21 protein-coding genes and 1 pseudogene are annotated in these 23,692 nt (G+C 72.1%); 9 read left to right on the top strand and 13 right to left on the bottom strand.

Translation table 11 applies throughout. From position 1 onward, the window contains the following. Positions 1-156: 156 nt before the first annotated feature. The 5 genes from E1293_RS16335 to rimP all read right to left on the bottom strand — a co-directional run bounded on the left by E1293_RS16335 (position 157) and on the right by rimP (position 6,162). The gene (locus E1293_RS16335) at positions 157-465 is read right to left on the bottom strand and encodes a DUF503 domain-containing protein (RefSeq protein ID WP_243716263.1); all 309 of its coding nucleotides are present in this window, start codon (positions 463-465) and stop codon (positions 157-159) included. A gap of 380 nt (positions 466-845) precedes the next feature. Further along, positions 846-3,929 carry a translation initiation factor IF-2 gene (infB, locus tag E1293_RS16330; protein ID WP_132198252.1) on the bottom strand — a complete coding sequence of 1,028 codons (3,084 nt, stop codon included), beginning with the start codon at positions 3,927-3,929 and terminating at the stop codon, positions 846-848. 108 nt (positions 3,930-4,037) lie between these two features. Further along, a complete protein-coding gene (locus E1293_RS16325) occupies positions 4,038-4,340 on the bottom strand; it encodes a YlxR family protein (RefSeq protein ID WP_132198251.1) in 303 nt (100 codons plus the stop codon). Positions 4,341-4,344: 4 nt separating this feature from the next. Then, entirely contained in the window at positions 4,345-5,490 is a 1,146-nt protein-coding gene (nusA, locus tag E1293_RS16320) for a transcription termination factor NusA (protein ID WP_132198268.1), read from the bottom strand. A gap of 24 nt (positions 5,491-5,514) precedes the next feature. Next, complete coding sequence (rimP, locus tag E1293_RS16315; protein ID WP_132198250.1) at positions 5,515-6,162, bottom strand: ribosome maturation factor RimP; 648 nt, start codon at positions 6,160-6,162, stop codon at positions 5,515-5,517. Positions 6,163-6,373: 211 nt separating this feature from the next. On the opposite strand from rimP, the gene E1293_RS49465 reads away from it, so the two are divergent. The 3 genes from E1293_RS49465 (at position 6,374) to E1293_RS16300 (ending at position 8,964) form a co-directional block, all read left to right on the top strand. Continuing rightward, entirely contained in the window at positions 6,374-7,360 is a 987-nt protein-coding gene (locus E1293_RS49465; protein ID WP_243716262.1) for a ferritin-like domain-containing protein, read from the top strand. Positions 7,361-7,442: 82 nt separating this feature from the next. Continuing rightward, positions 7,443-7,808 carry a hypothetical protein gene (locus tag E1293_RS16305; RefSeq protein ID WP_132198249.1) on the top strand — a complete coding sequence of 122 codons (366 nt, stop codon included), beginning with the start codon at positions 7,443-7,445 and terminating at the stop codon, positions 7,806-7,808. 97 nt (positions 7,809-7,905) lie between these two features. Then, positions 7,906-8,964: a TRM11 family SAM-dependent methyltransferase gene (locus E1293_RS16300; RefSeq protein WP_132198248.1), complete on the top strand. Its 1,059-nt coding sequence runs from the start codon at positions 7,906-7,908 to the stop codon at positions 8,962-8,964. Here E1293_RS16300 and E1293_RS16295 read toward each other — a convergent pair. Continuing rightward, positions 8,961-9,662, bottom strand: a complete 702-nt coding sequence (locus E1293_RS16295; protein ID WP_132198247.1) for an HAD family hydrolase — start codon at positions 9,660-9,662, stop codon at positions 8,961-8,963. The two genes, E1293_RS16300 and E1293_RS16295, sit on opposite strands and share 4 nt — an antisense overlap. 92 nt (positions 9,663-9,754) lie before the next feature. Here E1293_RS16295 and E1293_RS16290 point away from each other — a divergent pair, with 92 nt between their 5' ends. The 4 genes from E1293_RS16290 to E1293_RS16275 all read left to right on the top strand — a co-directional run bounded on the left by E1293_RS16290 (position 9,755) and on the right by E1293_RS16275 (position 13,846). Next, positions 9,755-11,299: a PQQ-binding-like beta-propeller repeat protein gene (locus tag E1293_RS16290; RefSeq protein ID WP_132198246.1), complete on the top strand. Its 1,545-nt coding sequence runs from the start codon at positions 9,755-9,757 to the stop codon at positions 11,297-11,299. A gap of 58 nt (positions 11,300-11,357) precedes the next feature. Then, the gene (locus tag E1293_RS16285; RefSeq protein ID WP_132198245.1) at positions 11,358-11,630 is read left to right on the top strand and encodes a hypothetical protein; all 273 of its coding nucleotides are present in this window, start codon (positions 11,358-11,360) and stop codon (positions 11,628-11,630) included. Between the two features lie 374 nt (positions 11,631-12,004). Further along, positions 12,005-13,210 carry a lysylphosphatidylglycerol synthase transmembrane domain-containing protein gene (locus tag E1293_RS16280; protein ID WP_132198244.1) on the top strand — a complete coding sequence of 402 codons (1,206 nt, stop codon included), beginning with the start codon at positions 12,005-12,007 and terminating at the stop codon, positions 13,208-13,210. Between the two features lie 129 nt (positions 13,211-13,339). Continuing rightward, complete coding sequence (locus E1293_RS16275) at positions 13,340-13,846, top strand: flavin reductase family protein (protein WP_132198243.1); 507 nt, start codon at positions 13,340-13,342, stop codon at positions 13,844-13,846. 216 nt (positions 13,847-14,062) lie between these two features. On the opposite strand, the gene E1293_RS16270 is transcribed toward E1293_RS16275, so the two are convergent. From E1293_RS16270 to E1293_RS16245, 6 genes are all read right to left on the bottom strand, one after another. Beyond that, positions 14,063-15,289, bottom strand: coding sequence for an ROK family transcriptional regulator (locus E1293_RS16270; RefSeq protein WP_132198266.1), 1,227 nt, complete (start codon positions 15,287-15,289; stop codon positions 14,063-14,065). Beyond that, positions 15,289-16,047 (bottom strand): ATP-binding cassette domain-containing protein, encoded by a 759-nt coding sequence (locus E1293_RS16265; protein ID WP_132198265.1) that lies wholly within the window; start codon positions 16,045-16,047, stop codon positions 15,289-15,291. The genes E1293_RS16270 and E1293_RS16265 overlap by 1 nt, the downstream gene beginning before the upstream one ends. Positions 16,048-16,242: 195 nt before the next feature. Then, positions 16,243-17,529 carry a sugar ABC transporter permease gene (locus E1293_RS16260; RefSeq protein ID WP_243716261.1) on the bottom strand — a complete coding sequence of 429 codons (1,287 nt, stop codon included), beginning with the start codon at positions 17,527-17,529 and terminating at the stop codon, positions 16,243-16,245. Positions 17,530-17,540: 11 nt separating this feature from the next. Beyond that, positions 17,541-18,326, bottom strand: a complete 786-nt coding sequence (locus tag E1293_RS16255) for an ATP-binding cassette domain-containing protein (RefSeq protein ID WP_132198242.1) — start codon at positions 18,324-18,326, stop codon at positions 17,541-17,543. 116 nt (positions 18,327-18,442) lie between these two features. Beyond that, positions 18,443-19,525 carry a sugar ABC transporter substrate-binding protein gene (locus E1293_RS16250; RefSeq protein ID WP_132198241.1) on the bottom strand — a complete coding sequence of 361 codons (1,083 nt, stop codon included), beginning with the start codon at positions 19,523-19,525 and terminating at the stop codon, positions 18,443-18,445. Positions 19,526-19,868: 343 nt separating this feature from the next. Then, the gene (locus E1293_RS16245) at positions 19,869-20,165 is read right to left on the bottom strand and encodes a hypothetical protein (RefSeq protein ID WP_132198240.1); all 297 of its coding nucleotides are present in this window, start codon (positions 20,163-20,165) and stop codon (positions 19,869-19,871) included. 199 nt (positions 20,166-20,364) lie between these two features. Here E1293_RS16245 and E1293_RS16240 point away from each other — a divergent pair, with 199 nt between their 5' ends. Both E1293_RS16240 and E1293_RS16235 read left to right on the top strand, forming a co-directional pair. Continuing rightward, entirely contained in the window at positions 20,365-20,970 is a 606-nt protein-coding gene (locus tag E1293_RS16240) for a hypothetical protein (RefSeq protein ID WP_132198239.1), read from the top strand. A 54-nt stretch (positions 20,971-21,024) separates the two neighbouring features. Continuing rightward, a complete protein-coding gene (locus tag E1293_RS16235) occupies positions 21,025-23,538 on the top strand; it encodes a M14 family zinc carboxypeptidase (RefSeq protein WP_132198238.1) in 2,514 nt (837 codons plus the stop codon). A 34-nt stretch (positions 23,539-23,572) separates the two neighbouring features. On the opposite strand, the pseudogene E1293_RS50720 reads toward E1293_RS16235, so the two are convergent. Continuing rightward, positions 23,573-23,692: pseudogene (locus tag E1293_RS50720) on the bottom strand (IS30 family transposase); the annotation flags it as partial.

Genomic DNA, 23,692 nt, shown 5'->3' with positions numbered 1-23,692 from the left:
CCTTTCTATGGTCTGGGCGAGAGGGTCGTCCCGCTCTTTCATTGTGGGGCGGCCCTTGCGCAGACGGCCCATTTCTCGTCCGGGGGACGACCCCCGGACCCCCGGAGCGGGATTGACAGACATCCTCACTCCGCTAGCGCTCCGCTGCGGTGCCTGTCAATCCTCGTCGTTGAATACGCGCTGGCGGGCCGCCAGCAGGTCGATCTCCGGCCGTCCCGCCACCAGCCGTTCGCACTGGTCGAGTACCTCGGTGCAGTTGGCCGCGGTGCCCGAGACCACCGCCACCCCGATCTCCGCCCTGCGATGCAGGTCGTTGCCGCCGGTCTCGGCGACGGCCACCGCCGGGAAGTGCTTGTGCACCTCGGCGATGATGGGCCGCAGGACGGACCGCTTCTGCTTCAGCGAGCGGACGTCCCCCAGCAGCAGGTCGAGCGTCAGCGCACCCACGTACACCTGGTCGATCACCTCGGGATCCTCAGAAGTTGGAACGACGGAGGTCGTCCGCCGTGTTCCCAGGAACGGCCTGAGAATGGTCAACCGAACGTAGCAAGGTCATGGCATACTGTTAACGCACGCCCGATGCCCAGGCGACGTCGGGTTCCCTCCCCTTGCAGGTCGTTTGCGGTTTGCCAGGTCAGCGTCCGGAGGGACATGTCACACGGACCGGCGGTTCCACGCCGGCACCAGGGCATGCAGACGATCGGCATCGCTGAGCCGATCAGAGACGCTAGAAGATCCGCCTGCTCGTGTCACACGATTTACTGATGACGACCGGCGAACCTTCCGCACGGACCGAGCCCAACGGCCCGGTCCGTGCGGAGGTGTCCACGCCACGAGCGTCCGCCTCAGTCGCGGGGCTTCTCCCGCATCTCGAAGCACTCGATGACATCGCCCAGCTTGATGTCGTTGTACCCCACGCCGATACCGCACTCGAAGCCCTCGCGGACCTCGGTGGCGTCGTCCTTGAAGCGGCGCAGCGACGACACCGTGAGGTTGTCGGAGACCACGACGCCGTCGCGGACGAGGCGGGCCTTGGCGTTGCGCTGGATGATCCCCGAGGTGACCATCGAGCCGGCGACGTTGCCGATCCGCGGCACCTTGAAGATCTCGCGGACCTCGGCGGTGCCGAGCTGGGCCTCCTCGAACTCCGGCTTCAGCATGCCCTTGAGGGCCGCCTCGATCTCGTCGATCGCCTGGTAGATGACCGAGTAGTACCGGATGTCGACGCCTTCGCGGTCGGCCAGCTCCTGCGCGTTGCGCTCGGGCCGCACGTTGAAGCCAATGATGACCGCGCCCTCTTCGGACGCCAGCGACAGGTTGACGTCGTCCTGCGTGATCGCGCCGACACCGCGGCGGATGATCCGCAGGCTGACCTCGTCGCCCACGTCGATCTTGAGGAGCGAGTCCTCCAGCGCCTCGACCGAACCGGACACGTCGCCCTTGAGGATGAGCAGCAGTTCCTGCCGCTTGCCCTCCTGGAAGTCCTTGAACAGTTCCTCGAGGGAGCTGCTCTTGCGGCTCTTCAGGAGTTCGGCGTTGCGCTTGCGCGCGACCCGCTTGTCGGCGATCTGCCGGGCGATCCGGTCGTCGTCGACGACCAGGAAGTTGTCGCCCGCGCCGGGCACGGCCGCGAGGCCGAGCACCATCACCGGACGGGACGGGCCCGCCTCCTCGACGCTGTTGCCGTTCTCGTCGAGCATCGCCCGGACACGGCCGCTGGCCACGCCGCAGACGATCGAGTCGCCGACCCGCAGCGTGCCGCGCTGCACCAGCACGGTCGCCACGGCGCCCCGGCCCTTGTCCAGGTGGGCCTCGATGGCCGAGCCCTGGGCGGGCATGTCGGGGTTGGCCTTCAGGTCGAGCTCGGCGTCGGCGGTCAGGACGATCGCCTCCAGCAGCCCGTCGATGTTGCTGCCCTGCTTGGCGGACACGTCGACGAACTGCGTCGAGCCGCCGAACTCCTCGGCGACCAGGCCGTACTCGGTGAGCTGGGCCCGGACGCGGTTCGGGTCCGCGCCCTCGACGTCGATCTTGTTGACCGCGACGACGATCGGGACCCCGGCCGCGGTGGCGTGGTCGATCGCCTCGGTGGTCTGCGGCTTGACGCCGTCGTCCGCGGCGACCACCAGCACCACCAGGTCGGTGGTGTCGGCACCGCGGGCGCGCATGGCGGTGAACGCCTCGTGGCCCGGGGTGTCGATGAAGGTGATCTTGCGGTCCTCGCCGTCGACCTCGGTCTCGACCTGGTAGGCGCCGATGTGCTGGGTGATGCCGCCGGCCTCGCCCGCCTGCACGTTGGCGTGCCGGACGGCGTCCAGCAGCTTGGTCTTACCGTGGTCGACGTGGCCCATGACGGTGACCACCGGCGGACGGGACTGGAGGTTCTCCTCGCCGCCCTCGTCCTCGCCGTACTCGATGTCGAACGACTCGAGCAGCGCGCGGTCCTCGTCCTCGGGGCTGACGACCTGGACGTCGAAGTCCAGCTCCAGCCCGAGCGACATGAGGTCGTCGGGGTCGACCGACTGGGTCGCGGTGACCATCTTGCCGAGATGCATCATGATCGCGACGAGCGACGCCGGGTTGGCGCCGATCTTCTCGGCGAAGTCGGTCAGGGTCGCGCCCTGCGGCAGCCGGATGGTCTTGCCGTTGCCGCGCGGAGCCGAGACGCCGCCGGCGGCGGGCGCCTGCATGTTCTCGAACTCTTGACGGCGCGCCCGCTTGGACTTGCGTCCGCGCGCTGGGCGTCCGCCGGGACGTCCGAAGGCGCCCTGCGTGCCGCCGCGGCCACGGCCGCCGCCACCCGGACGGGGGCCGAAGCCGCCGCCGGGACGACCGCCGGCACCCGCGCGGGGACCGCCGAAGCCGCCGCCGGGACGACCGCCGCCACCCGGACCGCGGCCACCGCCGCCGGGACCGCGGCCACCACCGCCGCCGCCAGGACCGCGGCCACCACCGCCGCCACCGCCGGGGCCGCCGCGCCCGGGGGCGCCGGCGGGCCGCGAGGACGGCATGTTCATCGGGCTGGGACGCGGACCGCCCGGCCGGGGCGGCATGCCGCCCGGGTTCGGGCGCGGGCCGCCGGCCCCGCCGCCGCCCTGGCGCGGACCGCCGGGACGCGGGCCGCCCGCGGCACCGCCGCCGCCACCCGGACGGTCGCCGCCCGGACGCGGGCCGGGACGCGGGCCGGGCTTGGGCGACTGGCCCATGCCGCTGGCGTTGGAGCTGAAGGGGTTGTTGCCCGGACGCGGCCCACCGGGGCCGCGGCCGCCGCCTCCGCCGCCCTGGCGGGGGCCGGGACGCGGGCCCGGCTTGGGCCCGCGGGGACCCGGCTTCGGGCCGCCCGGGCCAGCCGGGGCGCGGTCGCCCGTGCCTGGACCTGCAGTGCCTGGGCCTGCCGCGCCTGGACCTGCCGTACCGGGATCGGATGCGGCGGGACCGGCCGCGGGCGGGGCGCTCGGCCCCTGCGCCGCGGGCGCGTTCACCGGCGTGCTCGGCGCCGGCGGGACGGCCGGACGCGGGCCCGGCCGGGGGCCGGAGCCGCCGCCCGGAGCACCCTGGCCGCCGGAGCCGCCGGAGCCGTTCTGGCCTCCGGGGCTGGGGACGGCCGGGCCCGGCTTGGGCGCGGGCGTGCGCGGACCGGGGCGCGGCCCCGGACGTGCACCCTGGGAATCGGAACCGCCGCCGGGCGGACCCGGACGCGGCGGTGCGGGCGGACGCGGCGCCGGCTTCTTGCCCGCTGCCCGCCTGTCGCCCTGCTTGGGGGCGGAAGAAGAATTTGAGAAGGCTTCTGTCAGCCTACGAACGACCGGCGCCTCAATCGTGGAGGACGCCGACCGTACGAACTCGCCCATTTCCTGGAGCTTGGCCATGACGACCTTGCTCTCTACACCGAACTCTTTGGCGAGTTCGTAAACCCGGACCTTCGCCACTGCACTCCCTACTCGGTCCGGGGGTGCGGCCTCCGGACCGTCGCTAACTTGCCGTACTCATCGCGGCGTGCTCATCGAGCGCTCATAGCAATCTCGACCTGCTTCCGACTAGACGTCGCTTACCATTCGGCCATCCTGCTGCCGCGCGGCGAGGGCCGCAAGCCGCTCCCGCAGCGCTCCATCGTCGAGCGGCCCCGGCAGGCGGAACGCCCGCGGGAACGCCCGACGCCGCTCTGCGAGTGCGAGACACTCCAGGTCAGGGTGCAGATGCGCGCCCCGTCCCGGCAGCCGCCCGTGAGGGTCGGGGACGATGACGTCCTCGACCACCACCAGGCGCAGCAAGTCAGACTTAGCCGTGCGAACCCGGCAGCCCACGCACGTGCGTGCAGGGACCGCCCGGCCACGTTCCATGAGTCTACCGCGCCGAGGCGTCGGCGGGGCCGGTCGCATGCTCTCCTGACGCAGAAGATCCGGATTCGCCGGACTCGGCGCTCTTCGGGGGCGTCTGCGCGGCCCCGGCACCGGACTCCGCGGCGGACTCGGCGGCAGGCTCGGCACCGGGCTGGTCGGCGGGCTCGGCACCGGACTCGGCGGCGGGCTCCGCGGCGGGCTCGGTGTCGGACCGGATGTCGATCCGCCAGCCGGTGAGCCGTGCCGCGAGCCGCGCGTTCTGCCCCTCCTTGCCGATGGCGAGGGACAGCTGGTAGTCGGGCACGATCACCCGGGCGACCCGGCCGTCGGCGTCGAGCACCTCGACGTTCGAAACACGCGCCGGGGACAGGGCGTTCCCGACGAACTCGGCGGGCTCGTCCGACCAGTCCACGATGTCGATCTTCTCGCCGTGCAGCTCGGCCATCACGTTGCGGACCCGGCTGCCGAGCGGGCCGATGCAGGCCCCCTTGGCGTTCACGCCCTGCTTGCGCGAGCGCACCGCGATCTTGGTGCGGTGGCCGGCCTCCCGCGCGATCGCCGCGATCTCCACGGTGCCGTCGGCGATCTCCGGGACCTCCAGGGCGAACAGCTTGCGGACGAGGTTCGGGTGCGTCCGCGACAGCTGCACCGACGGGCCGCGGTGCCCCTTGCGGACCTGCACCACGTAGGCGCGCAGCCGCTCGCCGTGCTCGTAGCGCTCGCCGGGCACCTGCTCCTGCGGCGGCAGGATCGCCTCGATCTTGCCGAGGTCGACCAGCACGTTCCGCGGGTCCTTGCCCTGCTGGATGATGCCGCTGACGATGTCGCCCTCGCGGCCCGCGTACTCGCCGAACGTCAGCTCGTCCTCGGCGTCGCGGAGCCGCTGCAGGATCACCTGCTTGGCGGTGGTCGCGGCGATGCGGCCGAACCCGGTCGGGGTGTCGTCGTACTCGCCGGCCTCGTTTCCCTCGTCGTCGGTCTCGGTCGCCCACACGGTCACGTGCCCGCTCTGCCGGTTGAGCTCGACGCGCGCCTTCGGCGCCGCGCCCTCCGTCCGGTGGTAGGCGATCAGCAGTGCGTCTTCGATGGCCTTGACGGCCACGTCGAGCGAGATGTCCTTCTCGCTCTCCAGGGACCGCAGGGCGGTCATGTCGATGTCCACGAGGTTCCCCCTCTAGTCCGGCTCGGCCGGAGAACGCTTTTCCTCGGCCCCGGCGGCGGGCTTGAACTCCACCTGCACGCGGCCGCGCCCGAGCTCGCCGTGGCCGAATCGGCGCCGAACGACTTCGGGGCCGGCGGTCTTCGGCCCCGCGGACCTACCGCCGTCCTTGCCGCCGGCTCCCTTGCCCCGGCGCTTCTGGACGACCTCGATCTCGACGGCCTCGTCGTCGGCCGAGACGACCCGGCCCTCGATCTGGCCTCCCTCGGCCAGCGGGGCGACGACCAGCCGGCCGGCGGCACGGCGCCAGTGCCGCGGCTCGGTGAGGGGGCGGTCGACGCCCGGGGAGGTCACTTCCAGCACGTACGGCGAGGTCCCCATGACATCGGACCCGTCGAGCAGCTCGGAGACCCGCTCGCTCACCCGGGCGATGTCGTCGAGGCCGACCCCGCCGTCCCCGTCCACGATGATCCGGACGAGCCGGCGGCGCCCGGCGGGCCGCACGTCGACCTCCTCCAGGTCGAAGCCCGCGGCGGTCACCGCGGGCGTGAGCAGCTCGGTCAGCGCGGTGACGGCGGCGTCGCGCGCCGGACGCGCCGGGGCCTCACGCCCCTGCTGCCCGCGCCTCCCTTGAGCGCGGCCGCCACGGGACTCGACGCTCATGGGCCCTCCTCTTGTCGTGTCGCCTTGCGTTCGCGGTGTCACCGCTCGTCCGTTGACACCTCCAAGACTATCGACAGCCGGGGACCGCGACGGTCTTTCGGACGGCTCACCGGCGCGCCGGATATGGAATGCTTGAGCTGGCCTGATGGACGCGGCCGGAGACCCGTGCCCGCAGCGGGCCACCACCACACCACCGGGTGAGGAGACTCCCTTGCCAGAGGCCGCCCCGCGCCTGCCGGGAACCCTGTCGCGCCGGGCGCTGCTGGCGCGGGGAGCCGTGCTGGGCGGCGCCGCCGGGATCGGCCTGCCCTGGCTGGCGGGCTGCGCGGCGGAGGCGGCCCCGCGCACGGACGTGCCCGTCCTCGTCGGCGCGATCACGTCCGAGCAGAACCTGATCGCGGCCTACGAGTCGGCGCGCGCCGCGAACGCCTCGCTGGCGGGGCGGCTGGACCCCGTCCTCGCCCACCACCGCAGGCATCTGGCCGTCCTGAAGCGCCACTACGTACCCGGTTCGGGCGATCGGGCGGACGAGGGCGGCGCCATCCCGCAGGCCGGCGCGGCGCGGATCCCCGCCGGCGGGCGGGGCCTCGCGGCGCTGCGCGGACTGGAGGACCGCGCGGCCAAGGCGAGGACGGCGGACGCCGCCAAGGCCGCCCCCGCCCTCGCCCAGCTGCTGGCGAGCATCGGCGCCTGCGAGGCCGGCCATGCCATGGCGGCGCAGGGCGACGCTCCGCCCGTCCGGTCGCGGTCCGACGCCGCGGCCGTGCAGACCGTGCTGGCCGCCGAGCACGCGGCCGTGTACGGGTACGGGGTGCTCGGCGCGCGGCTGAGCGGGACGCTCCGCGAGACCGCGAAGGACCGGTGGAACGCCCACCGCGCCCGGCGGGACGAGCTGATCTCCATCCTGTCCGCCGAGCCGGTCGCCACGGCGACCGCGTACCGGCTGCCCGTCAAGGTCACCTCGGTGAACAGCGCCGCCCGGCTCGCGGCGGCGCTGGAGGACGGCCTCGTCCCCGCCTACGTCGGGCTCTCCGGCGTCTCCTCCCCCGACCTGCGGGCCTTCGCCGCCTACAGCGCGCAGCGGGCTGCGGCGTGGTCGGCGCGCTGGCGGGCGCGGGCGGGCGCCGGCGCTCCCGCGGAGGCGTTTCCCGGGCTGCCGGCCGCGGCGCTCGCGCCGCGTCCCGAACCGGGTGAGTGATCTTCCGCACGACGGGAACGAAGTGCCCGATAAATGCCGTTAGTCCTTTTACCGGGACGACCCGGGGGGAGGGAGCCCACACGTGACCACGACTCCGCAGACGGGCGGGACGAGCGCCCTGGACGAGCTGCGGGCCGCCTACCACGACCAGCTGAACCGGCTCGCGGCCGAGCGCGACGCGGCGCGGCGCCAGGCGCGCCGGGCCCAGGCGCAGGCCGACGTGGCGCGCGCCGACCTGGCCAGCCTCAAGAGCCGCGTCCACGAACTGCTCGACGCCGCCGCGCGGCACCTGCCGGATCTGCCGGCCCTCGAAGGCCCGGCCCTTGAGCGGGCCACTCCGGAACTGCCGCCCGCCAGGGAGACCCGGGCACTGCCCGCCGCCTCGCGCGCCCCCGGCACCGCGTCCGAGACGGGCAAGAAGCGAGAGCACTCCGCGCGAGCCGCCTGACCCGGGAGGAACGGCCCGCCCAAGGGCCGTGCGGAGGCCGCCGGCACGAGACCGTTCCGGCGGCCCTCCGCCCTTGACGTCCAGTAAGGTCCACCAGATGACCGCGTACGGCCTTCTCGTCTCCCCATCGCACAACCGGGTCTATGCACAGGCCGCCGCCGACCTCGTGAAGGCGGAGCTGACGGTGTTCAGCGAACGAGCCCTGGGCGGGCGTGTGCGCGACGTCGAGGAGACCGCGATAGGCGGCGTCCCGTACGTGACGTTCACCGCCGATGAGCTGACGGAACAGGACGTCCGGCTCCTGTCGAACCTGTCGTCGCTCTACGCGCTGTTCCAGATCGAGGGCGAACTGCTCCGTCCGGTGCCGCTCCAGCCTCTCGACCTGTTCGGCAGCGACCTGCTCACCATCCAGAAGTACTCGGGCAAGACCAACGAGTACTTCACCAAGCTGCTGCTGAACGTCACGGCCATGGCGACCGACTCCCCCATGGACCTGGTGACGGGCCGCCCCCGCGTGCTCGACCCCATGTGCGGACGGGGGACCACCCTCAACCAGGCCGTGATGTACGGACTGGACACCGCCGGGATCGACATCGACGGCAAGGACTTCGACGCCTACGCCGCCTTCATCAAGACCTGGCTGAAGAACAACCGGGTCAAGCACCAGGCCGAGGTCGCCAACGTGCGGCGGGAGAAGGCCGTCCTCGGGCGGCGGCTCCATGTGACGCTCGGCGCGTCCAAGGAGCGGTACAAGAGCGGCGAGACGATGGAGATCACCGTCGTGAACGCCGACTCCCTAGGGGCCGGCAAGTTCTTCCGGCCCGGCTCGTTCGACCTGATCGTGACGGACGCCCCGTACGGCGTGCAGCACGGCAGCCGTTCCAAGGGCGCGCAGCCCGGCCGCAAGGGCAGACCGCAGCTGTCGCGCAGCCCGGTCGAGCTGCTCACGGCCGCAGTGCCCGAATGGACGCGCCTGCTGCGCCCCGGCGGCGCCATCGGCATCTCCTGGAACACCTTCGTCGGCCGCCGCGAGCAACTCGCCGAGATCCTCGCCTCCAGCGGCCTGCACGTCCAGGACTCCGACGCCTACCGCGGCTTCCGCCACCGCGTCGACCAGGCCATCTCCCGAGACCTCGTAGTCGCCGCCAAACCCTAGGGTGAACACCACCGCTCCACGTGCGGGAGCAGTTCGTCGAGGCTGTGGATCAGGGCATCCGGAGGTGTGAGGCCGGGACGCTCGAAGGCGTGGGTCGTCTGGTGCCGGATCTGGACGGCCCGCAGACCGGCGGCCTTGGCTCCGTGGATGTCGTCGTAGGGACGGTCGCCGACGAAGACGCAGGAGGCCGGGTCGGTGGCGCCGACCGCGTCCATGGCGGCGCGGAACGCCTCCGCGTGCGGCTTCGTCCAGGGGATCTCGCTGGAGTAGACGGCGCCGTCGAGCATGCCGAGGACGTCGTCGCGGGCGAAGACGCGCTCGTGCCAGGCCCGGGTCCAGATGGTGTTGGACAGGACGCCGATCTTGATGCCGCGCTCGCGGAGGGCGCCGAACAGGCCGGGGACGGCGGGGTCGGTGTGGGTGTGCGGGGTCCAGGTCTCGAAGTGGGCGGCGAGGAGCGCGTCGGTGGGCCGCACCCCGGCCATCGCGAACGCCTCGGCGAGCGTGGCGCTGCGGTGCTCCTCGCTGCCCCGGCGCCACAGCTCGCCCTCGGCCGCGACGAGGGCGGAGACGGCCTTCTCGACGGTGTCCGCGGGGAGGTGGGGGGAGCAGATGGTGCGCCAGATGTCGGCCGGTTCGAGGTCGTGCCACGGGGTCAGCGTGCCGCCCCAGTCGAAGATCACAGCTTGTACGCCCATGCCCCGGATCGTAACCATTCGGGCTCATTGCACGATCATCTTTTTGTCCGGAGGGCGCGACCGGGCCGCCGACGTCCCGTCTAGGAGCCTCCATGCGCAGACCCGTGCTCGCCGCCCTCCTCTCCGTCGCCCTGCTGGGCGTCGCCGTCCCGGCGGCGGCGGATCCGATCCCCGACGGGCCCGGAAAGGGCTTCGTCCCCGCCTACATCGGCGGTCCGGCCACGCCGGAGCCCCTTGCCGGACGGCCCGTCCCGGCCAACCCGCACCAGGGGCCGGTGGGGACGTCGTCCATGCACGCCGACAGCTACGCGTCCGACACGTACCCGTTCCCCGGGCCGCTCGGCCGCGATCCAGAGGTGCTGAACGAGGCCAAGGGCGGCGGACTCCCGGGACTGTGCTCCACGGTGACGTTCGCCCGCGGCACGGGCTTGATCGTCGCGCAGTGCACGCGCGGAACGACCTTCGTCCTGCGCCTCATCGACCCGAAGACGCTGAAGGACCTGGCGACGTACGACCTGCCGCCCAGGGCGTCCACCGTCCAGGCGGTGTTCTCGCTGAGCTTCGACAAGGTGCTCACCGACACCTCGGGCGGCGCGTACTACTACCTGGATCCGCAGGACCGGGCCGTCCTGGCCGACTCCGACTTCCACCTGCGCCGGTTCGCGCACGAGAAGGGGCCGGACGGCAAGTGGCGCTTCAAGGCCACCGACGACTGGGACCTCGGCGGGTACCTCCCCCACGACTGCGCGACCTGGACGAACCCGTGGCCGAAGGGCGACTGCGACCCCATCACCGCGGTCGGGCCCGACTGGGGCGGCCTCATCTGGTGGATCACGCGGAACGGCGTGGTCGGCACGGTGGACCCCGAGTCCGGGACCGTCCGGACGACGCGGCTCTCCGGTGAGAGCATCCAGAACTCGTTCGCGGCGGCCGGGAACGGTGTCTCGATCGTCTCCGACCACGCGCTCTACCAGATGCGCGCGGACGCGAGCGGCACGCCGCAGGTCGTCTGGCGCCAGCCGTACGACCGGGGCAGCGGGCGCAAGCCCGGCCAGATCGACCAGGGCTCCGGGACGACGCCCACGTTCTTCGGCGACGGATACGTGGCCATCACCGACAACGCCGACGACCGGATGCACGTGGTCGTCCGGCGCAGGGAAGACGGCGCACTCGTCTGCCAGATCCCCGTGTTCGGCAGCAGGGCCAGCGCGACGGACAACTCGCTCATCGGCTACGGGAACAGCCTGTTCGTCGAGAACAACTACGGCTACCGCAACTTCTTCGAGCTTCCGCCGGGAGGGTCGTCGGTGGGCGGAGTGAGTCGCGTGGACGTGCGGCCGGGCGGAAAGGGTTGCGAGACGGCCTGGACGAGCAAGGAGCGCTCACCGTCCACGGTCGCCAAGGTCTCGGTGCCGGCCGGGCTCCTTTACCTCTACACGAAAGAGCCGCGCAAGGACCTCATCGACGCCTGGTACCTGACGGCGGTGGACGTCCACACGGGCCGGACCGTCTACAAGGTGCTCACCGGCACGGGCAAGTGGTTCGACAACAACTGGGCGCCCATCACCCTCGGCCCGGACGGCACCGCCTACGTGGGCGTCATCGGCGGCCTGGTCGCGGTCCGCGACCGCGCATAGCGCGCGGGTCAGCGGGGATACCGGTCCGATCAGCGAAACCGAGCCGATGGAGAGGGCCATGACGGAACGCAAGCCCGGCGAGGATCGCGATTTCCGCGCGGACATCGACGACATGGGCGACGACGAGCAGGAGGAGGAGATCGCCCTGACCGAGCAGTACGTGCAGGATCCGCCGGAGGACCTCGTCATCGAGGAGACCGAGGAGAGCGCGGACGGCGTCGGGATCACCGACTACGAGAAGCAGACGGCCCGGCGGGGCGAGGACGAGCGCTGGCCGGAGCCCAACGACCCCGCCGAGCAGGACGCGGTGAACCCCACCCGCAGACCCTGAGCCCGCGCGGCGCCCGCACCCCCGGTGCGGGCGCCGCGCACTCCCCCGGCCCGGCCTCGTGCCGCCGATACCGGCCAAGGACCGCCGCCGAACTCCCCGGCACGGCCGACGACGAGGCCGATCACGATCGTCCTTTCCGCGGCCGGCATGGCGTCCTTTCTGCAAGAACGGGCAGAACAGGACAGGAAGGGAGATGCCAGGCGTCCGGTGATCACCTGTCGGAGCCTGAGAAAGGTCCCAGCTCGGTCCGCTGATCGCCGCCCCCGCGACGGACGTGGCACAAGTCACTTTGCGGTTCGTTTCCGGACCCGGGGGAATGTCATAGGCGGGCCGTAGGTTGCGCAATACGGGCGAGCTTGCGAGGTGACCGGGACATGTACGAGACAGTCGCGGCACCGGCCCACCCCCCGGCCGAAGCCGAAGCGCCGTTCCCGCTCGGGGACGAACCCGACGAGCACGCGCCACCGCGTCCGTGGTGGCGGCGCAAGGCGGGCCTGATCGTCCAGTGGGCGCTGGTCCTGGGGGCCCTCGCCGCGCTGCCGCTCTACCGCGACGAACTGCCCGACCTGGGCGCCATCTGGAGCGCCGCCTCGCACGCCGACCCCGGCTGGCTCACGATGGTCGTCCTGTCGGTGGCGGGGTCGATGGGCGCGTTCGCCCGGCTCCAGCGCCGGCTCCTGCGCATCGGCGGCCTCCGGATGACGCTGCGCCGCGCGTTCGCGATCACCTACGCGGGCAACGCGCTGTCCACGACGCTGCCGGCCGGCCCGGCGGTGAGCGTCGTCTACACGTTCCGGCAGTTCCGCCGCGGCGGGGCGTCGGCGCAGCTGGCCACTGCGGTGATCCTCGCCGGCGGCGTGATCACCACCACGGCCTACTCCCTGGTCGGGCTGCTGGCGCTGCTGGCCGACCCGCACGCCCGCGGGTTCGCGCTGCTCGCGCTGGCCGTCCCGCTGCTGCTGGCGGTGCTGCTCGTCCCCGCGCTGCGGTGGCGCCCGCTGCGCGCCCTGCTGACGGCGCCGCTGCGGCGCGCCCACCGCGCCGCGCTCGCCCACCCGAAGATCGCCCCGTACGCCGAGCGGCTGGCCGGCGCCCGCGACCTGCTGCGGCCGTCCCGCCGCGACTGGGCGGCGCTCATCGCGCTGGCCCTGCTGAACTGGGTGTTCGACATCCTGGCGCTGCTGTCGGCGGCGCACGCCGTGGGCATCGACGTCGACCCGAACGGCGTCGCCCTCGCCTACTTCGCCGCCCAGGCGGCGGGCAGCCTGCTGCCGCTGCTGCCCGGCGGCCTCGGCGCCATCGAGGGCAGCATGGCCGCGTCGCTGGTCGCCTTCGGCGCCACCCTCTCCCCCGCCGCCGCGGCCGTCGGCGTCTACCGGCTCGTGTCCTACTGGGCGGTCATCACGGTCGGCTGGATCGCCTGGGCGGCGCTGCACGAGGGCCCGCGCGTCCCGGCCCGCGTCAAGGCCCACCTGGCCGGTGCCGGACGCCTGAGCATGGACGGCATGACCGCGATCGCGTACATCACCCCGTACACCACGATCCCCCTGCACTCCCCCGCCGAGGCCCGGCGCCCCTAGTCCCCGCCTCGGTCCGGGGACCGACACCCGGCCGGGACCTTCGGCTGAGATCACCCGCCCGGGGAATCAGCATGCCCCAGCGGTGGCTTTAGTGGTCATCGACGCATCCCCGGCAGGAAACGGACCCCCATGCGCGGATCGCCCAACGGCTCGGCAACCGGCATCGACTCGACCAGGTTCCGCTCGGTGCTGAGCAGGTTCGCGACGGGCGTGGTGGCCATCACCGCGATCGACCCGGTCTCGGCCCGCCCCACGGGCCTGGCCGCGAACTCCTTCACGTCCGTCTCCCTGGACCCGCCCTTGGTGGCCTTCTGCGTCGCCCACACCAGCACCACCTGGCCGGCGCTGCGGACCGCAGGGAAACTCTGCGTCAACATCCTCAGCGAAGCCCAACTGGCCGTCTCCGAACAGCTGGCCCGCAAGGGCATCGACAAGTTCGCGAACATCGGCTGGACGGAGTCCCCGGGCGGCACCCCCATCATCGACGGCGCCCACGCCTGGATCGAGTGCACGGTAGAGCAGGAGCACCTGGCCGGCGACCACAAGATAATCGTCGCCCGCGTCCACGACCTGGCCGAACACCAGGACGGCACCCCCCTGGTCTTCTACCGGAGCACCTACGGCACCTTCACCTGACCCAACCAAGATTTCGCAACGACCTCAGCCGGCGCCGCAACCACGCGACAACCTCAGGAATCGCGATCGCGTCCGAAGGCAGGTTCGAGCTTGCGAGAACCTGATCGCGCAGCGAGCCGCCAGGCGAGCCGAAGCGATGCAGCGATCGCACCGCTTTTTTCGACGATGAAGGGCCCCCGGGCCCGAAGGAGGAGAAAGAAGCAATTAGAGAAGCAATTAGACAGGTGTGTCTTCGGGGGCTCGGAGCCGTGCAAGCACTTGGACGGGGTCGGCCAGGACTTCGGCGAAGGCGAATTCGGCGGCGCCGACGAGGGTGGTGTCGTCGCGGAGGGCGGCGGTGCGGAGTTTGACCTTCTCGCGGGACGAGGCGAGGGCGCCGTTCGCGAGGACGCTGCGGATCGGGGCGGCGGCGCCGAGGTAGATGTCGCGGAGCGTGCCGCCGAAGACGATCATGCCGGGGTTGAAGACGTTGACGAGGTTGGCGACGCCGAGGCCGAGCCAGGAGCCGACCCGGTGCAGGGCCTCGCGGGACACGATGTCGCCGGCGTCCGCGGACACGACGATGTCGCGGACGGCGTCGCGGCCGGCCTGGCCGGGGTCCTCCTCGCGGCCGGCGTGGTGCAGCAGGGCGCGCTCGCCGACCTCGGCCTCCAGGCAGCCCTTCGCGCCGCAGGCGCAGAGCCGGCCGCCCGGGTTGATGATCATGTGGCCGATCTCGCCGCCGTAGCCCTCGTCGCCGCCGAGCAGGCGGCCGTGCGCGATGATGCCTCCGCCGACGCCGACGTCGCCGTGCAGGTAGATGAGGTTGTCGCAGCTCACCCCGGCGCCGCGCTCGTGCTCGGCGAGGGCGCCGAGGTTGGCGTCGTTGCACACCGAGACGGGGATGCCGAGGCCGAGGCGGCGGGACAGGGCGTCACCCAGCCGCAGATCGCCCACGTCCAGGTTCGGCCCGAACATGATCATGTCGTCGGCGCGCCGGACGGTGCCGGGGAAGCCGACCGCGGCGCCGACGCAGACGGCGTCGCCGTCGGCCTTGCGGATGAGGGAGCGGGCGCCCGCGACGAGCACGCTGAGCAGTTCGGCGGGGTCGGAGTCGCGGGTGCGCACGCCCTCGCGCCGGTCCAGGACGACGCCGCCGAGCCCGACGCGCGCGACGGCGAACCGGTCGACGCCGACCTCGAACGCGAGGACGTACACGCGGGTGGACTCGGGCCGCACGACGAGGGAGGGGCGCCCGGCGCGGCGGCCGGGGCCGCGCGGCAGCTCCTCGCGGACGAGCCCGGCGGCGGTGAGGTCGGTCGTCAGCGCCATGATCGTGCTGCGGTTGAGGCCGAGCGACTCGGCGAGCGTCGCGCGGGACGCGGGCCCGCGCAGGTGCACGAAGCGCAGCAGCGTCCCGAGGTTGTGGCGCCGGACGTCCTCCTGTGATGGGCCCGCCTTCATCATCGGCGCAGCCCCACCTCTCCACCGGTCCCGCGGGTGATCAGCTCGACGACCTGGCGGTGGGTGACGTCGGCCGTGCGGACCTGGGCGACCATCCGGCCGAGGTACAGCGCGGCGATCCGGTCGGAGACCGCGAAGACGTCGTTGATGTTGTGCGAGATCAGCACGACGGCGAGGCCCTTGTCGGCGAGCCGCCGGACGACCTCCAGGATCTGCTGGCTCTGCGCGATGCCGAGCGCGGCGGTGGGCTCGTCCAGGATCACGACCTTGTTGTCGAGCAGGACGGCGCGGGCGATCGCGACGATCTGCCGCTGCCCGCCGGACAGCGTGGAGATCGGCCGCCGGGCGGAGCCGAGGGTGCGGACCGCGAGCCCGGACAGGGTGGTGCGCGCGATCTCCTCCATCATGTCCTCGTCCAGGGTGAGCCCGTTGCGCTGCTCGCGGCCGAGGAAGAGGTTCTGGACGATGTCGAGGTTCTCGCAGAGGGCGAGGTCCTGGTGGACGATCTCGATGCCGAGGAGGCTGGCGTCGCGGGGGCTGTGCACCCGGACCCGGCGGCCCTCGAAGCGGTACTCGCCGCTGTCGGGCGGGTGGACGCCGCCGATGCAGTTGACCAGGGTGGACTTGCCGGCCCCGTTGTCGCCGACGAGCGCGGTGATCTCACCGGGGTAGGCGGAGAACGACACGTCGTCCAGCACCTTCACGGGCCCGAAGCTCTTGCCGATGCCGCGCAGGTCCAAGGCCGGTGTCACTGACATGCCGAGGGACTCCCACCGTCCTGCACCGCCGCCCTCCAGGCGGTCGTGGTCAGTGAGCGTATCAGCAGCGTTCCCGGTGCCGGAACGGCTCGGCGGCACGCCCGAACGGTCCGGCCACGCCGGGGAGCCGATGGCGCGGGCCACCGGCTCCCTGGCGTCTCCGGCCGTGTTCACGGGGTCACCGCGCGCACCGCGTCATCGTCCGGCGGCCGTCCGCCGGCGCCTGGCCAGCGCGTCCATGGTGGCGGCGAGCAGGAGCACCACCCCGGTGATGAGGAAGCTCAGGTAGGCCTTGGTGCCTAGCAGCCCGAGCCCGTTCTCGATGATGGCGATGACGAGCCCGCCGAGGACCGCGTCGCGGGCCTTGCCGCGCCCGCCGAACAGGCTCGTCCCGCCGATGACGGCGGCGCCGACCGCGTACAGCAGCGTGTTGCCGCCGCCCGCGTCGGTGGCGACGGAGTTGAGCCGGGACGCGGCGACGATGCCGCTGACCGCCGCCAGCCCGGACCCGATCATGAAGACGGAGATCCGGATGCGGGCCACGTTGATGCCGGCCCGGCGCGCGGCCTCGGCGTTGCCGCCGACGGCGTAGATGTGCCGCCCGTAGCTGGTGCGGCCGAGCACGAACGTGCAGACGATCAGCAGGATGCCGACCAGCAGCACGCCCCACGGGATGCCGCCGAGCGTGATCAGCGGGCTGGGGGCCCGGTCCAGGCTGAGCACGTAGGTGCTGATCAGCAGCGCCGCCGCGACGACGGCGGACTGGGCGAGCACGAACTCCAGCGGCTTGGAGTGCAGGCCGCGGACGTGCTGGCGGCGCCAGCGCAGCAGCAGCGTGGCGGTGTAGCCGAGGGAGCAGGCGACGGCGAGCGCCCAGCCGAGCCAGATCGGCATGTTCTTGGTGGCGATCGCGACGATGACGTCGTCGCGCACCGGGACGGTGCCGCCCTCGCCGATCAGCCGCAGCGTGATGCCCTGCAGGCCGAGGAAGAACGCGAGGGTGACGACGAACGACGGTATTCGCAGGACCGAGACGAGCCAGCCGATCACGGTGCCGATGATGATGCCGGTCGCCACCGCGCTGATGATGGTGACGTACCAGGGCTGGCCGCCGTCGACGAGGAGCTTGGCCATGACGGACGCGCTGAGCCCGCTCGCGACGCCGGCCGACAGGTCGATCTCGCCGACGAGCAGCACGAAGACGAGGCCCATCGCGAGGATCGTGATGGGCAGGGCCTGGGTGGACAGGTTCGCGACGTTGGCCTTGCTGAGGAACGTGTCGGGTTTCAGCGAGGTGAACAGCACCACGAGTGCGGCGAGGCCGAGGATGGCGGGGAGTGCGCCCAGCTCTCCGGCCTTGAGTTTGTTCCAGTAGTCCAGCGCCGCTGACCGCACGTCGTGCTCGCGCCGGTCGGTGGCGAAGTCCGTGTCCGCCAGCTTCATGACGGCGTCCTTCTTCTGCCTGGGGATGTCGGTGGGCACGTGGTCCCCCTTCAGATGCTCTCGGCGGCGGTCGTCGGCGCGAGGCCGAGATCACCGGAACGGCCGGCGGTGATGAGCTCCACGACCTGGCCGTGGGTGACCTCGGAACGGGCGACGTCCGCGGCGACGCGGCCGAGGTAGAGCGCGGTGATGCGGTCGGCCACTTCGAAGACGTCGTTCATGTTGTGCGAGATGAGCACGACGGCGTGGCCGCTGTCGGCGAGCCGCCGGACGAGGTTGAGCACCTGCTCGGTCTGGGCGACGCCGAGCGCGGCGGTGGGCTCGTCCAGGATCACGACCTTGGACTCCCACAGTGCGGCCTTGGCGATGGCGACGGTCTGCCGCTGCCCGCCGGACAGGCTCGACACCTGCTGGCGGACGGACTTGACGGTGCGCACCGACAGCCGCGCGAGGACCTCCCGGGCGGCCTCCTCCATCGACGACTCGTCCAGCACGAGGCCCCGGCGGCGTTCGCGGCCGAGGAACATGTTCTGCACGATGTCGAGGTTGTCGGCGAGGGCGAGGTCCTGGTACACGACCTCGATGCCGAGATCGGACGCGGTGCGGGGCCCGTCGATCGTCACCCGGCGGCCGTCGAACTCGATCTGCCCGGAGTCGGTCGGGTGGATGCCGGCGATGCACTTGATCAGGGTCGACTTGCCCGCCCCGTTGTCGCCGACGAGGGCCATCACCTCGCCCAGCCGCAGTGTGAAGTCCACGTCGTGCAGGACGTGGACGGCGCCGAAGCTCTTGTTGAGCCCGGTCAGGCGGAGGACGGGGTCTCCGTTCTTAGCCACGTGTTTCCTTCCAGGTTCTGTCGCACGCCCGTGGCGGGCCCCTGGCGTCCCGGGTTTCCGGGGACTCGGGACGCCCTCAGCGGTGCGGGGCCCGCCACGAGGTCAGGCGGGGGTCGTTACTGGACCTTGATGCCCGCGGCCTCGCACTTGGCCGCGTACGCCCCCTTGCAGAGGTCGGCGGCCTTGACGGCACCGTCGTCGACGACCTGCTTGACATTGTCCTTGTTGATGCCGATGGGGTTGAGCAGCACCGACGGGACGTCCCGCTTGCCCACCGGGTCGTGCGAGGTGGCGGTCGTCTGGCCCTTCTCGCCCTTGATCAGCGCGACGGCCAGCTTCACGGCGGCGTCGGCCTCCTGCTTGGAGGGCTTGTAGACCGACATGCACTGGGTGCCGTCCATGATGTTCTGGAGGCCCTGCGGGGTGGCGTCCTGCCCGGTGACCGGGACCTTGCCGGCGCGCTGGTTCTTCTTCAGGATCGAGATCACGGCGTTGCCGAGGTTGTCGTTGGCGGCGAGCACACCGTCGATCTTGCCGTGCTGCTCGGTCCACATCTGCTCGAAGAGGGTGGCGGCCTTCTCGGCCTTCCAGTCCTGGACGGGCTGCTCGGCGACCTTCTTGTAGGTGGAGACCTTGTCGAGGACGCTGTGCGCGCCCTGGGCGAACAGCGTCGCGTTGTTGTCGGTCGGCGACCCGTTCAGGTAGACGATGTTGGCGTCCTTGTCGCCCAGGCACTTCTGCAGGCCCTCGCCCATGGTCGCGCCGACCTTCACGTTGTCGAACGACACGTAGTAGTCGGCGACGCCGCCCAGGGTGAGCCGGTCGTAGTCGATGGTCTTGACGCCCTGCGCCTGCGCCTTGCGCTGCACGGCGGCGGCGGAGTTGGAGTCGAGCCCGGTGATGAGCATGACCGTGACGCCGCTGGTGAGCATCTGGTCGGCGATGGTCTGGAACCGCTGGGCGGAGCCCTCGGCGTTCTGGATGTCGCTCTCGATGCCGGCCGCCTTGAAGGCCTGCTGCAGGTAGGGGCGGTCGAAGTTCTCCCAGCGCGCGGACGAGGCGGTGTCGGGCAGGATCACGCCGACCTTGCCCTTGGCCTCTCCGGAACCGCCGGAGTCGCCGCCATCGTCCCCGCACGCGGTGAGGCTGAGCGCCGCGGCCGTCGTGACGGCCAGCAGGCTGAGGATGCCCTTGCGCATTGCCCGGGTCCTTTCTGAGGGTGGCCGCCGTACCGCGGCCGGGGGGTAGCAGGTGCCGGCGTGCGGGTTCGCCCGCCCATCGGCGTGAATGTTGTGCCCCGCAACTTATGTCGCGTTCGCCCGTCACGCCAGATCTGTCGCCATGTTGATTTGTTGTCGGCGGTAACAATCACGTAACGCGAGATCAACATGGGTGCGGCCCTGTACGGGCATGGACACCGCCCGGAAGATCGTGAACGGCGTGCGGGCGGCGCGGCCCGAGCCGGATCGGCGAAATGTTTCGCGGCTCAACATTCAAGGGCCGGGGCGGCCCCGCGGGACCGCCCCGGCCGCAGAGCGCCCGTCAGCGCAGGGCGAGGACGAGGGCCACCTTGTCGGCGGCCGCGGTGACGTCGGCGGCGGGCGCGATGCGCTCGGCCCACGACCACCAGTACCACCAGCCGTCCGCGCCCTGCTCGGCCAGGATGTTCTCGGTGAGGGCGGACGCGCCCGGGTTCAGCACATGCAGGCTGGGCGACTGGCCGCGGGGCAGGGTGAGACGCACCCGGAGGCCACGCTTGACCAGTTCCTCGCCGAGCTCTTCCAGATATTCGATCCGCGTCTTCGACGGCGCGGCGGTTCCCGTATCGTCAGGCGTCATCCTTGCTTCCTCACGGACTCCGCGCGGCCCGACGTGGCTTCAGCCTCCCCCTTCGCCCGCCCGTGCGCAAGCACCCCGGCTGGTCAGCCGGGAAACGGCGGGCCGGGGACGCCGGCGCGGACCGCGTTTCGGAGGTCGGCGGAACCCTATCCGGGATATCTTGCGCCTAACACATGAACGGGAACATGGGGGACGGACTATGACGGTGGGCGCGGGTGCCCAGCCAGGAGCCGGCCCGACCGCGACGCCGGCCGGCGGTTTCTTCGCGCAGCGGTCGCCGACGTGGCAGCGGTTCCACTACGCGGTCGGCGTGTTCCTCATCGCGTACGGGGTCGCCGGCCTCGCCGGCGCCGTGCTGCTGTGGGGCGACCGGCTGGACGAGATCGAGCGCTACTTCGGGTCCGGTCCGGCGACGGGGATCCTGGTCTTCGTCAAGGCGGTCGAGGTGCTGCTCGTCGTCTGCGCCGCCGCGGGCCTCGCGCTCCGCCGGGACGTGCTGCTCGTGCCGCCGATGGCGGGCTGGATGGCGGGGTTCGCGATGTTCGCCGTCCTGGACGTGTTCAAGGGCAGGTGGGGCGGCCTCGCCGAGCACCTCGCCTACCTGGCGGCGTTCGTCGTGCTGCTGTTCGTGTCGTACGGGCTGAGCGCGAAGGCGCAGCTCGCGGGCGCCCCGAAGGACGCCGCGCCGGCCGAGCCCGGGCGCGGGCCGGGCGGCCTCACCCGGACGCAGGAGTTCGCGCTGCAGGCGATCAACCGGGCCGCCGCGCTGACCGGCCCGCGGCCCCGCCCGGAGAAGCGCGACTGATCTTGGCAGAAGTTGCCGTTGGTGCCGCCGGCGGCCGGTGTCACGTTGTGGCTCATGAGAGCCCGAGAACTGGCGCTGCCCCTGGCCGTGGCGGCGTCCCTGGCGGTGCCGGCGTCGCTCGGGGCGCCCGCCGCCGCGGCCCCGGCCGCGCCCGGCTGCGACCCGACGCAGACCACGCCGGTCTACCGGGGCGAGGTCCCCTCCCCCAAGCAGGTTCTCGGCTTCGATCTCGGTGAGCGGCCGGTCAGCGCCGCCGAGTCCGACGAGTACCTGGAGACGGTCGCGGCGAAGAGCGAGCGCGTCGTGTCCGGGACGCTCGCGACCACCGCGCAGGGCCGTCCGCTGAAGTACGCGATCGCGGGACGTCCCCAGCTGGTCTCCAAGGCGGGGCTGGCGGAGGTGCGGCTGGAGGCGGGCCTGCTCCGCAGCCCCCGCACGCCCGCCGCGCTCGCCAAGCTGATCACCGACCGGGGCGTGCCGATCCTTTGGATCAGCGGGAACGTCCACGGCGACGAGCCGAGCGGCACGGACGCCGCGCTCAAGGTGCTCCGCGACCTCGGCGACCGCGCCGACTGCGCCGCGACCGCGATCCTCGACAACGCGCTCGTCGTCGTCCTGCCGACGCAGAACCCGGACGGCCGCGAGCTGAAGACCCGGCAGAACGCCTACGGATTCGACATGAACCGCGACTGGTTCGCGCGCACCCAGCCGGAGACCGACGGCAAGCTGGCGATGCTGAACCAGTACCCGCCCGCGATGTACATCGACGCCCACGAGATGGGCGGGACGTCGTTCTTCTTCCCGCCGAACGCCGACCCGGTCTACCACGAGACGCCCGAGCAGGCAGTCGGCTGGATCAACGACATGTACGGCGCGGCGATGGCCGCCGAGTTCAAGCGGCAGGGCATCGACTTCTTCAACCGCGACGTCTACGACCTCTTCTACCAGGGGTACGGAGACTCGGTCCCGACCAGCGCGTTCCACGCGGCGGGAATGACCTACGAGAAGGGCGACGCGAGCCCGTACCCGGAGCGGGTGAAGGAGCAGTACCTCACCCAGTGGGTGTCGCTGTCGGCGGCGGCCCGCGACCGGCACAAGATCCTCACCGAGTGGCGCGCGATGACGGTCGACGCCTACGAGCAGGGCAAGGCCGGGGAGCTGGAGCCCAACCAGATCTACAACCCGCCGAACCAGGTCGACCGGCCGGTGCCCGACCGGAAGGTCCGGAGCTACTTCCTGCGCGACGACGACCCGGCCAAGCGCGCGGGCGTCCGGCTCATCGTGCGGCGCCTGCAGCGGATGGGCGTGCGCGTCGAGCGGCTCGCCCGGCCGCTGGACGTCCCCGACTTCAAGGCTTACGGGCGTCCCGAGGCCGAGACGACGCTGCCCGCGGGCACGTACTGGATCTCGATGGCGCAGGGCCAGAAGCACTGGATCCAGGCCATGCTCAACGAGGACTCCTACACGCCGTTCCCGTACTTCTACGACGTGACGGCGTGGAGCCTGCCGCTGCTCGGCAACGTGGCGGGCGGGTCGTCCGGTGCCGTCCTGCACCCGCGGGCGGTTCCGGTGCGGACGCCGGCGGCACCGCGTCCCGGCCACGAGGGGAAGGCGCCGAAGCTCGGCATCCTCCAGCTGTCGGCGACGTCGTCGTCCGCACGGGAGTCGGCCGGATGGCTGCGCCACCGCCTCGACCGCGACTGGAAGCTGCCGTTCACGCTGCTCACCCCGGCGGACGTCGCGGCGGGCAAGCTGCAGGGCGTCGAGGTGCTGCTCACGCCGGACGGCCCGGCGTCCTCCGCGTACACCGCGCTCGGTGACAGCGGGCGGACCGCGCTCCAGCAGTGGACGCGCGGCGGCGGCCGCTACATCGGCTGGCAGGGCGGCACGCAGCTCGCGGCGCGGCTCGGCCTGACGACCGCGACGCTGGCGGAGCCGACGTCCGACATCCCGGGCACGCTGTTCCGCGTCCAGGTGGACGACGGCAGCCCGCTGTCGAAGGGCGTCGGCGGGACGGCCTGGAACTTCACGTCCTACGACATGGTCATGAAGGCGTCCAGCGGCGTCGCCGCGTCGTACCCGGAGGTGGACTCACCCGACTGGTTCGTCTCCGGGTTCCAGCGCGGCGCGGACGAGCTGGGCGGCACCGCGGCGGTCGTGGACCAGGCCGTCGGCGAGGGGCGCTCCGTGCTGTTCGCGGCGGAGCCGAACTTCCGCGCGTTCACCGACGGGACGGCGAAGCTGCTGTACAACGCGATCCTCGGCCCGGACCCGGCGGGGGCGCCGCACGTCACCGCCACTGCCAAGGCGGCTCAGCAGGCGGCCGCGCTGCCGTCGTACGAGTCGCCGATCCGCGTGTCGGTGAAGACCGCCGAGGCCGCGAAGGCCGCCTCGGTGCTCCGCTCGGTCGGCGCGACGTGGACGGAGACCCGCGCCGGCGGCGTCGTCCACTACGTGATCGACAACCCCGAGGGCCTGCCGGTGGACCACCACCCGTTCGCCGCAACCCTCCCGTCCCGACTCCGCAAGGCGGGAGTAACCCCGGTAGCCGTCACCCTCCCTCGTTGACCTGCGGCGTGTTGTTGTTTCGAGCGGGGCGGTGTCAAGCGGTTGTTGCAACGAGGAACTCGTTGAGTGCCTGGGCTGGGGTTTTCCAGCCCAGGGTGTGGCGGGGGCGTTGGTTGAGTTGGCGGGCGACCTCGTCGAGGTCTGCTTGGGTGTG

It is taken from the genome of Actinomadura darangshiensis (assembly GCF_004349235.1).
GTDB classification, from domain to species: Bacteria; Actinomycetota; Actinomycetes; order Streptosporangiales; family Streptosporangiaceae; genus Spirillospora; species Spirillospora darangshiensis.
The sequence above is the reverse complement of the archived record's forward strand: the minus strand, read 5'-3'. Positions and strand labels throughout refer to the sequence as shown.

What these genes read in the sequence shown, in the direction of transcription:
- E1293_RS16325 (WP_132198251.1), bottom strand. Translation starts at nt 4,340, where the DNA reads ATGGAACGTGGCCGGGCGGTCCCTGCACGCACGTGCGTGGGCTGCCGG.
- nusA (WP_132198268.1), bottom strand. Translation starts at nt 5,490, where the DNA reads ATGACCGCCCTGCGGTCCCTGGAGAGCGAGAAGGACATCTCGCTCGAC.
- rimP (WP_132198250.1), bottom strand. Translation starts at nt 6,162, where the DNA reads ATGAGCGTCGAGTCCCGTGGCGGCCGCGCTCAAGGGAGGCGCGGGCAG.
- E1293_RS16300 (WP_132198248.1), top strand. Translation starts at nt 7,906, where the DNA reads ATGACCGCGTACGGCCTTCTCGTCTCCCCATCGCACAACCGGGTCTAT.
- E1293_RS16295 (WP_132198247.1), bottom strand. Translation starts at nt 9,662, where the DNA reads ATGGGCGTACAAGCTGTGATCTTCGACTGGGGCGGCACGCTGACCCCG.
- E1293_RS16290 (WP_132198246.1), top strand. Translation starts at nt 9,755, where the DNA reads ATGCGCAGACCCGTGCTCGCCGCCCTCCTCTCCGTCGCCCTGCTGGGC.
- E1293_RS16285 (WP_132198245.1), top strand. Translation starts at nt 11,358, where the DNA reads ATGACGGAACGCAAGCCCGGCGAGGATCGCGATTTCCGCGCGGACATC.
- E1293_RS16280 (WP_132198244.1), top strand. Translation starts at nt 12,005, where the DNA reads ATGTACGAGACAGTCGCGGCACCGGCCCACCCCCCGGCCGAAGCCGAA.
- E1293_RS16275 (WP_132198243.1), top strand. Translation starts at nt 13,340, where the DNA reads ATGCGCGGATCGCCCAACGGCTCGGCAACCGGCATCGACTCGACCAGG.
- E1293_RS16270 (WP_132198266.1), bottom strand. Translation starts at nt 15,289, where the DNA reads ATGAAGGCGGGCCCATCACAGGAGGACGTCCGGCGCCACAACCTCGGG.
- E1293_RS16265 (WP_132198265.1), bottom strand. Translation starts at nt 16,047, where the DNA reads ATGTCAGTGACACCGGCCTTGGACCTGCGCGGCATCGGCAAGAGCTTC.
- E1293_RS16250 (WP_132198241.1), bottom strand. Translation starts at nt 19,525, where the DNA reads ATGCGCAAGGGCATCCTCAGCCTGCTGGCCGTCACGACGGCCGCGGCG.
- E1293_RS16245 (WP_132198240.1), bottom strand. Translation starts at nt 20,165, where the DNA reads ATGACGCCTGACGATACGGGAACCGCCGCGCCGTCGAAGACGCGGATC.
- E1293_RS16240 (WP_132198239.1), top strand. Translation starts at nt 20,365, where the DNA reads ATGACGGTGGGCGCGGGTGCCCAGCCAGGAGCCGGCCCGACCGCGACG.
- E1293_RS16235 (WP_132198238.1), top strand. Translation starts at nt 21,025, where the DNA reads ATGAGAGCCCGAGAACTGGCGCTGCCCCTGGCCGTGGCGGCGTCCCTG.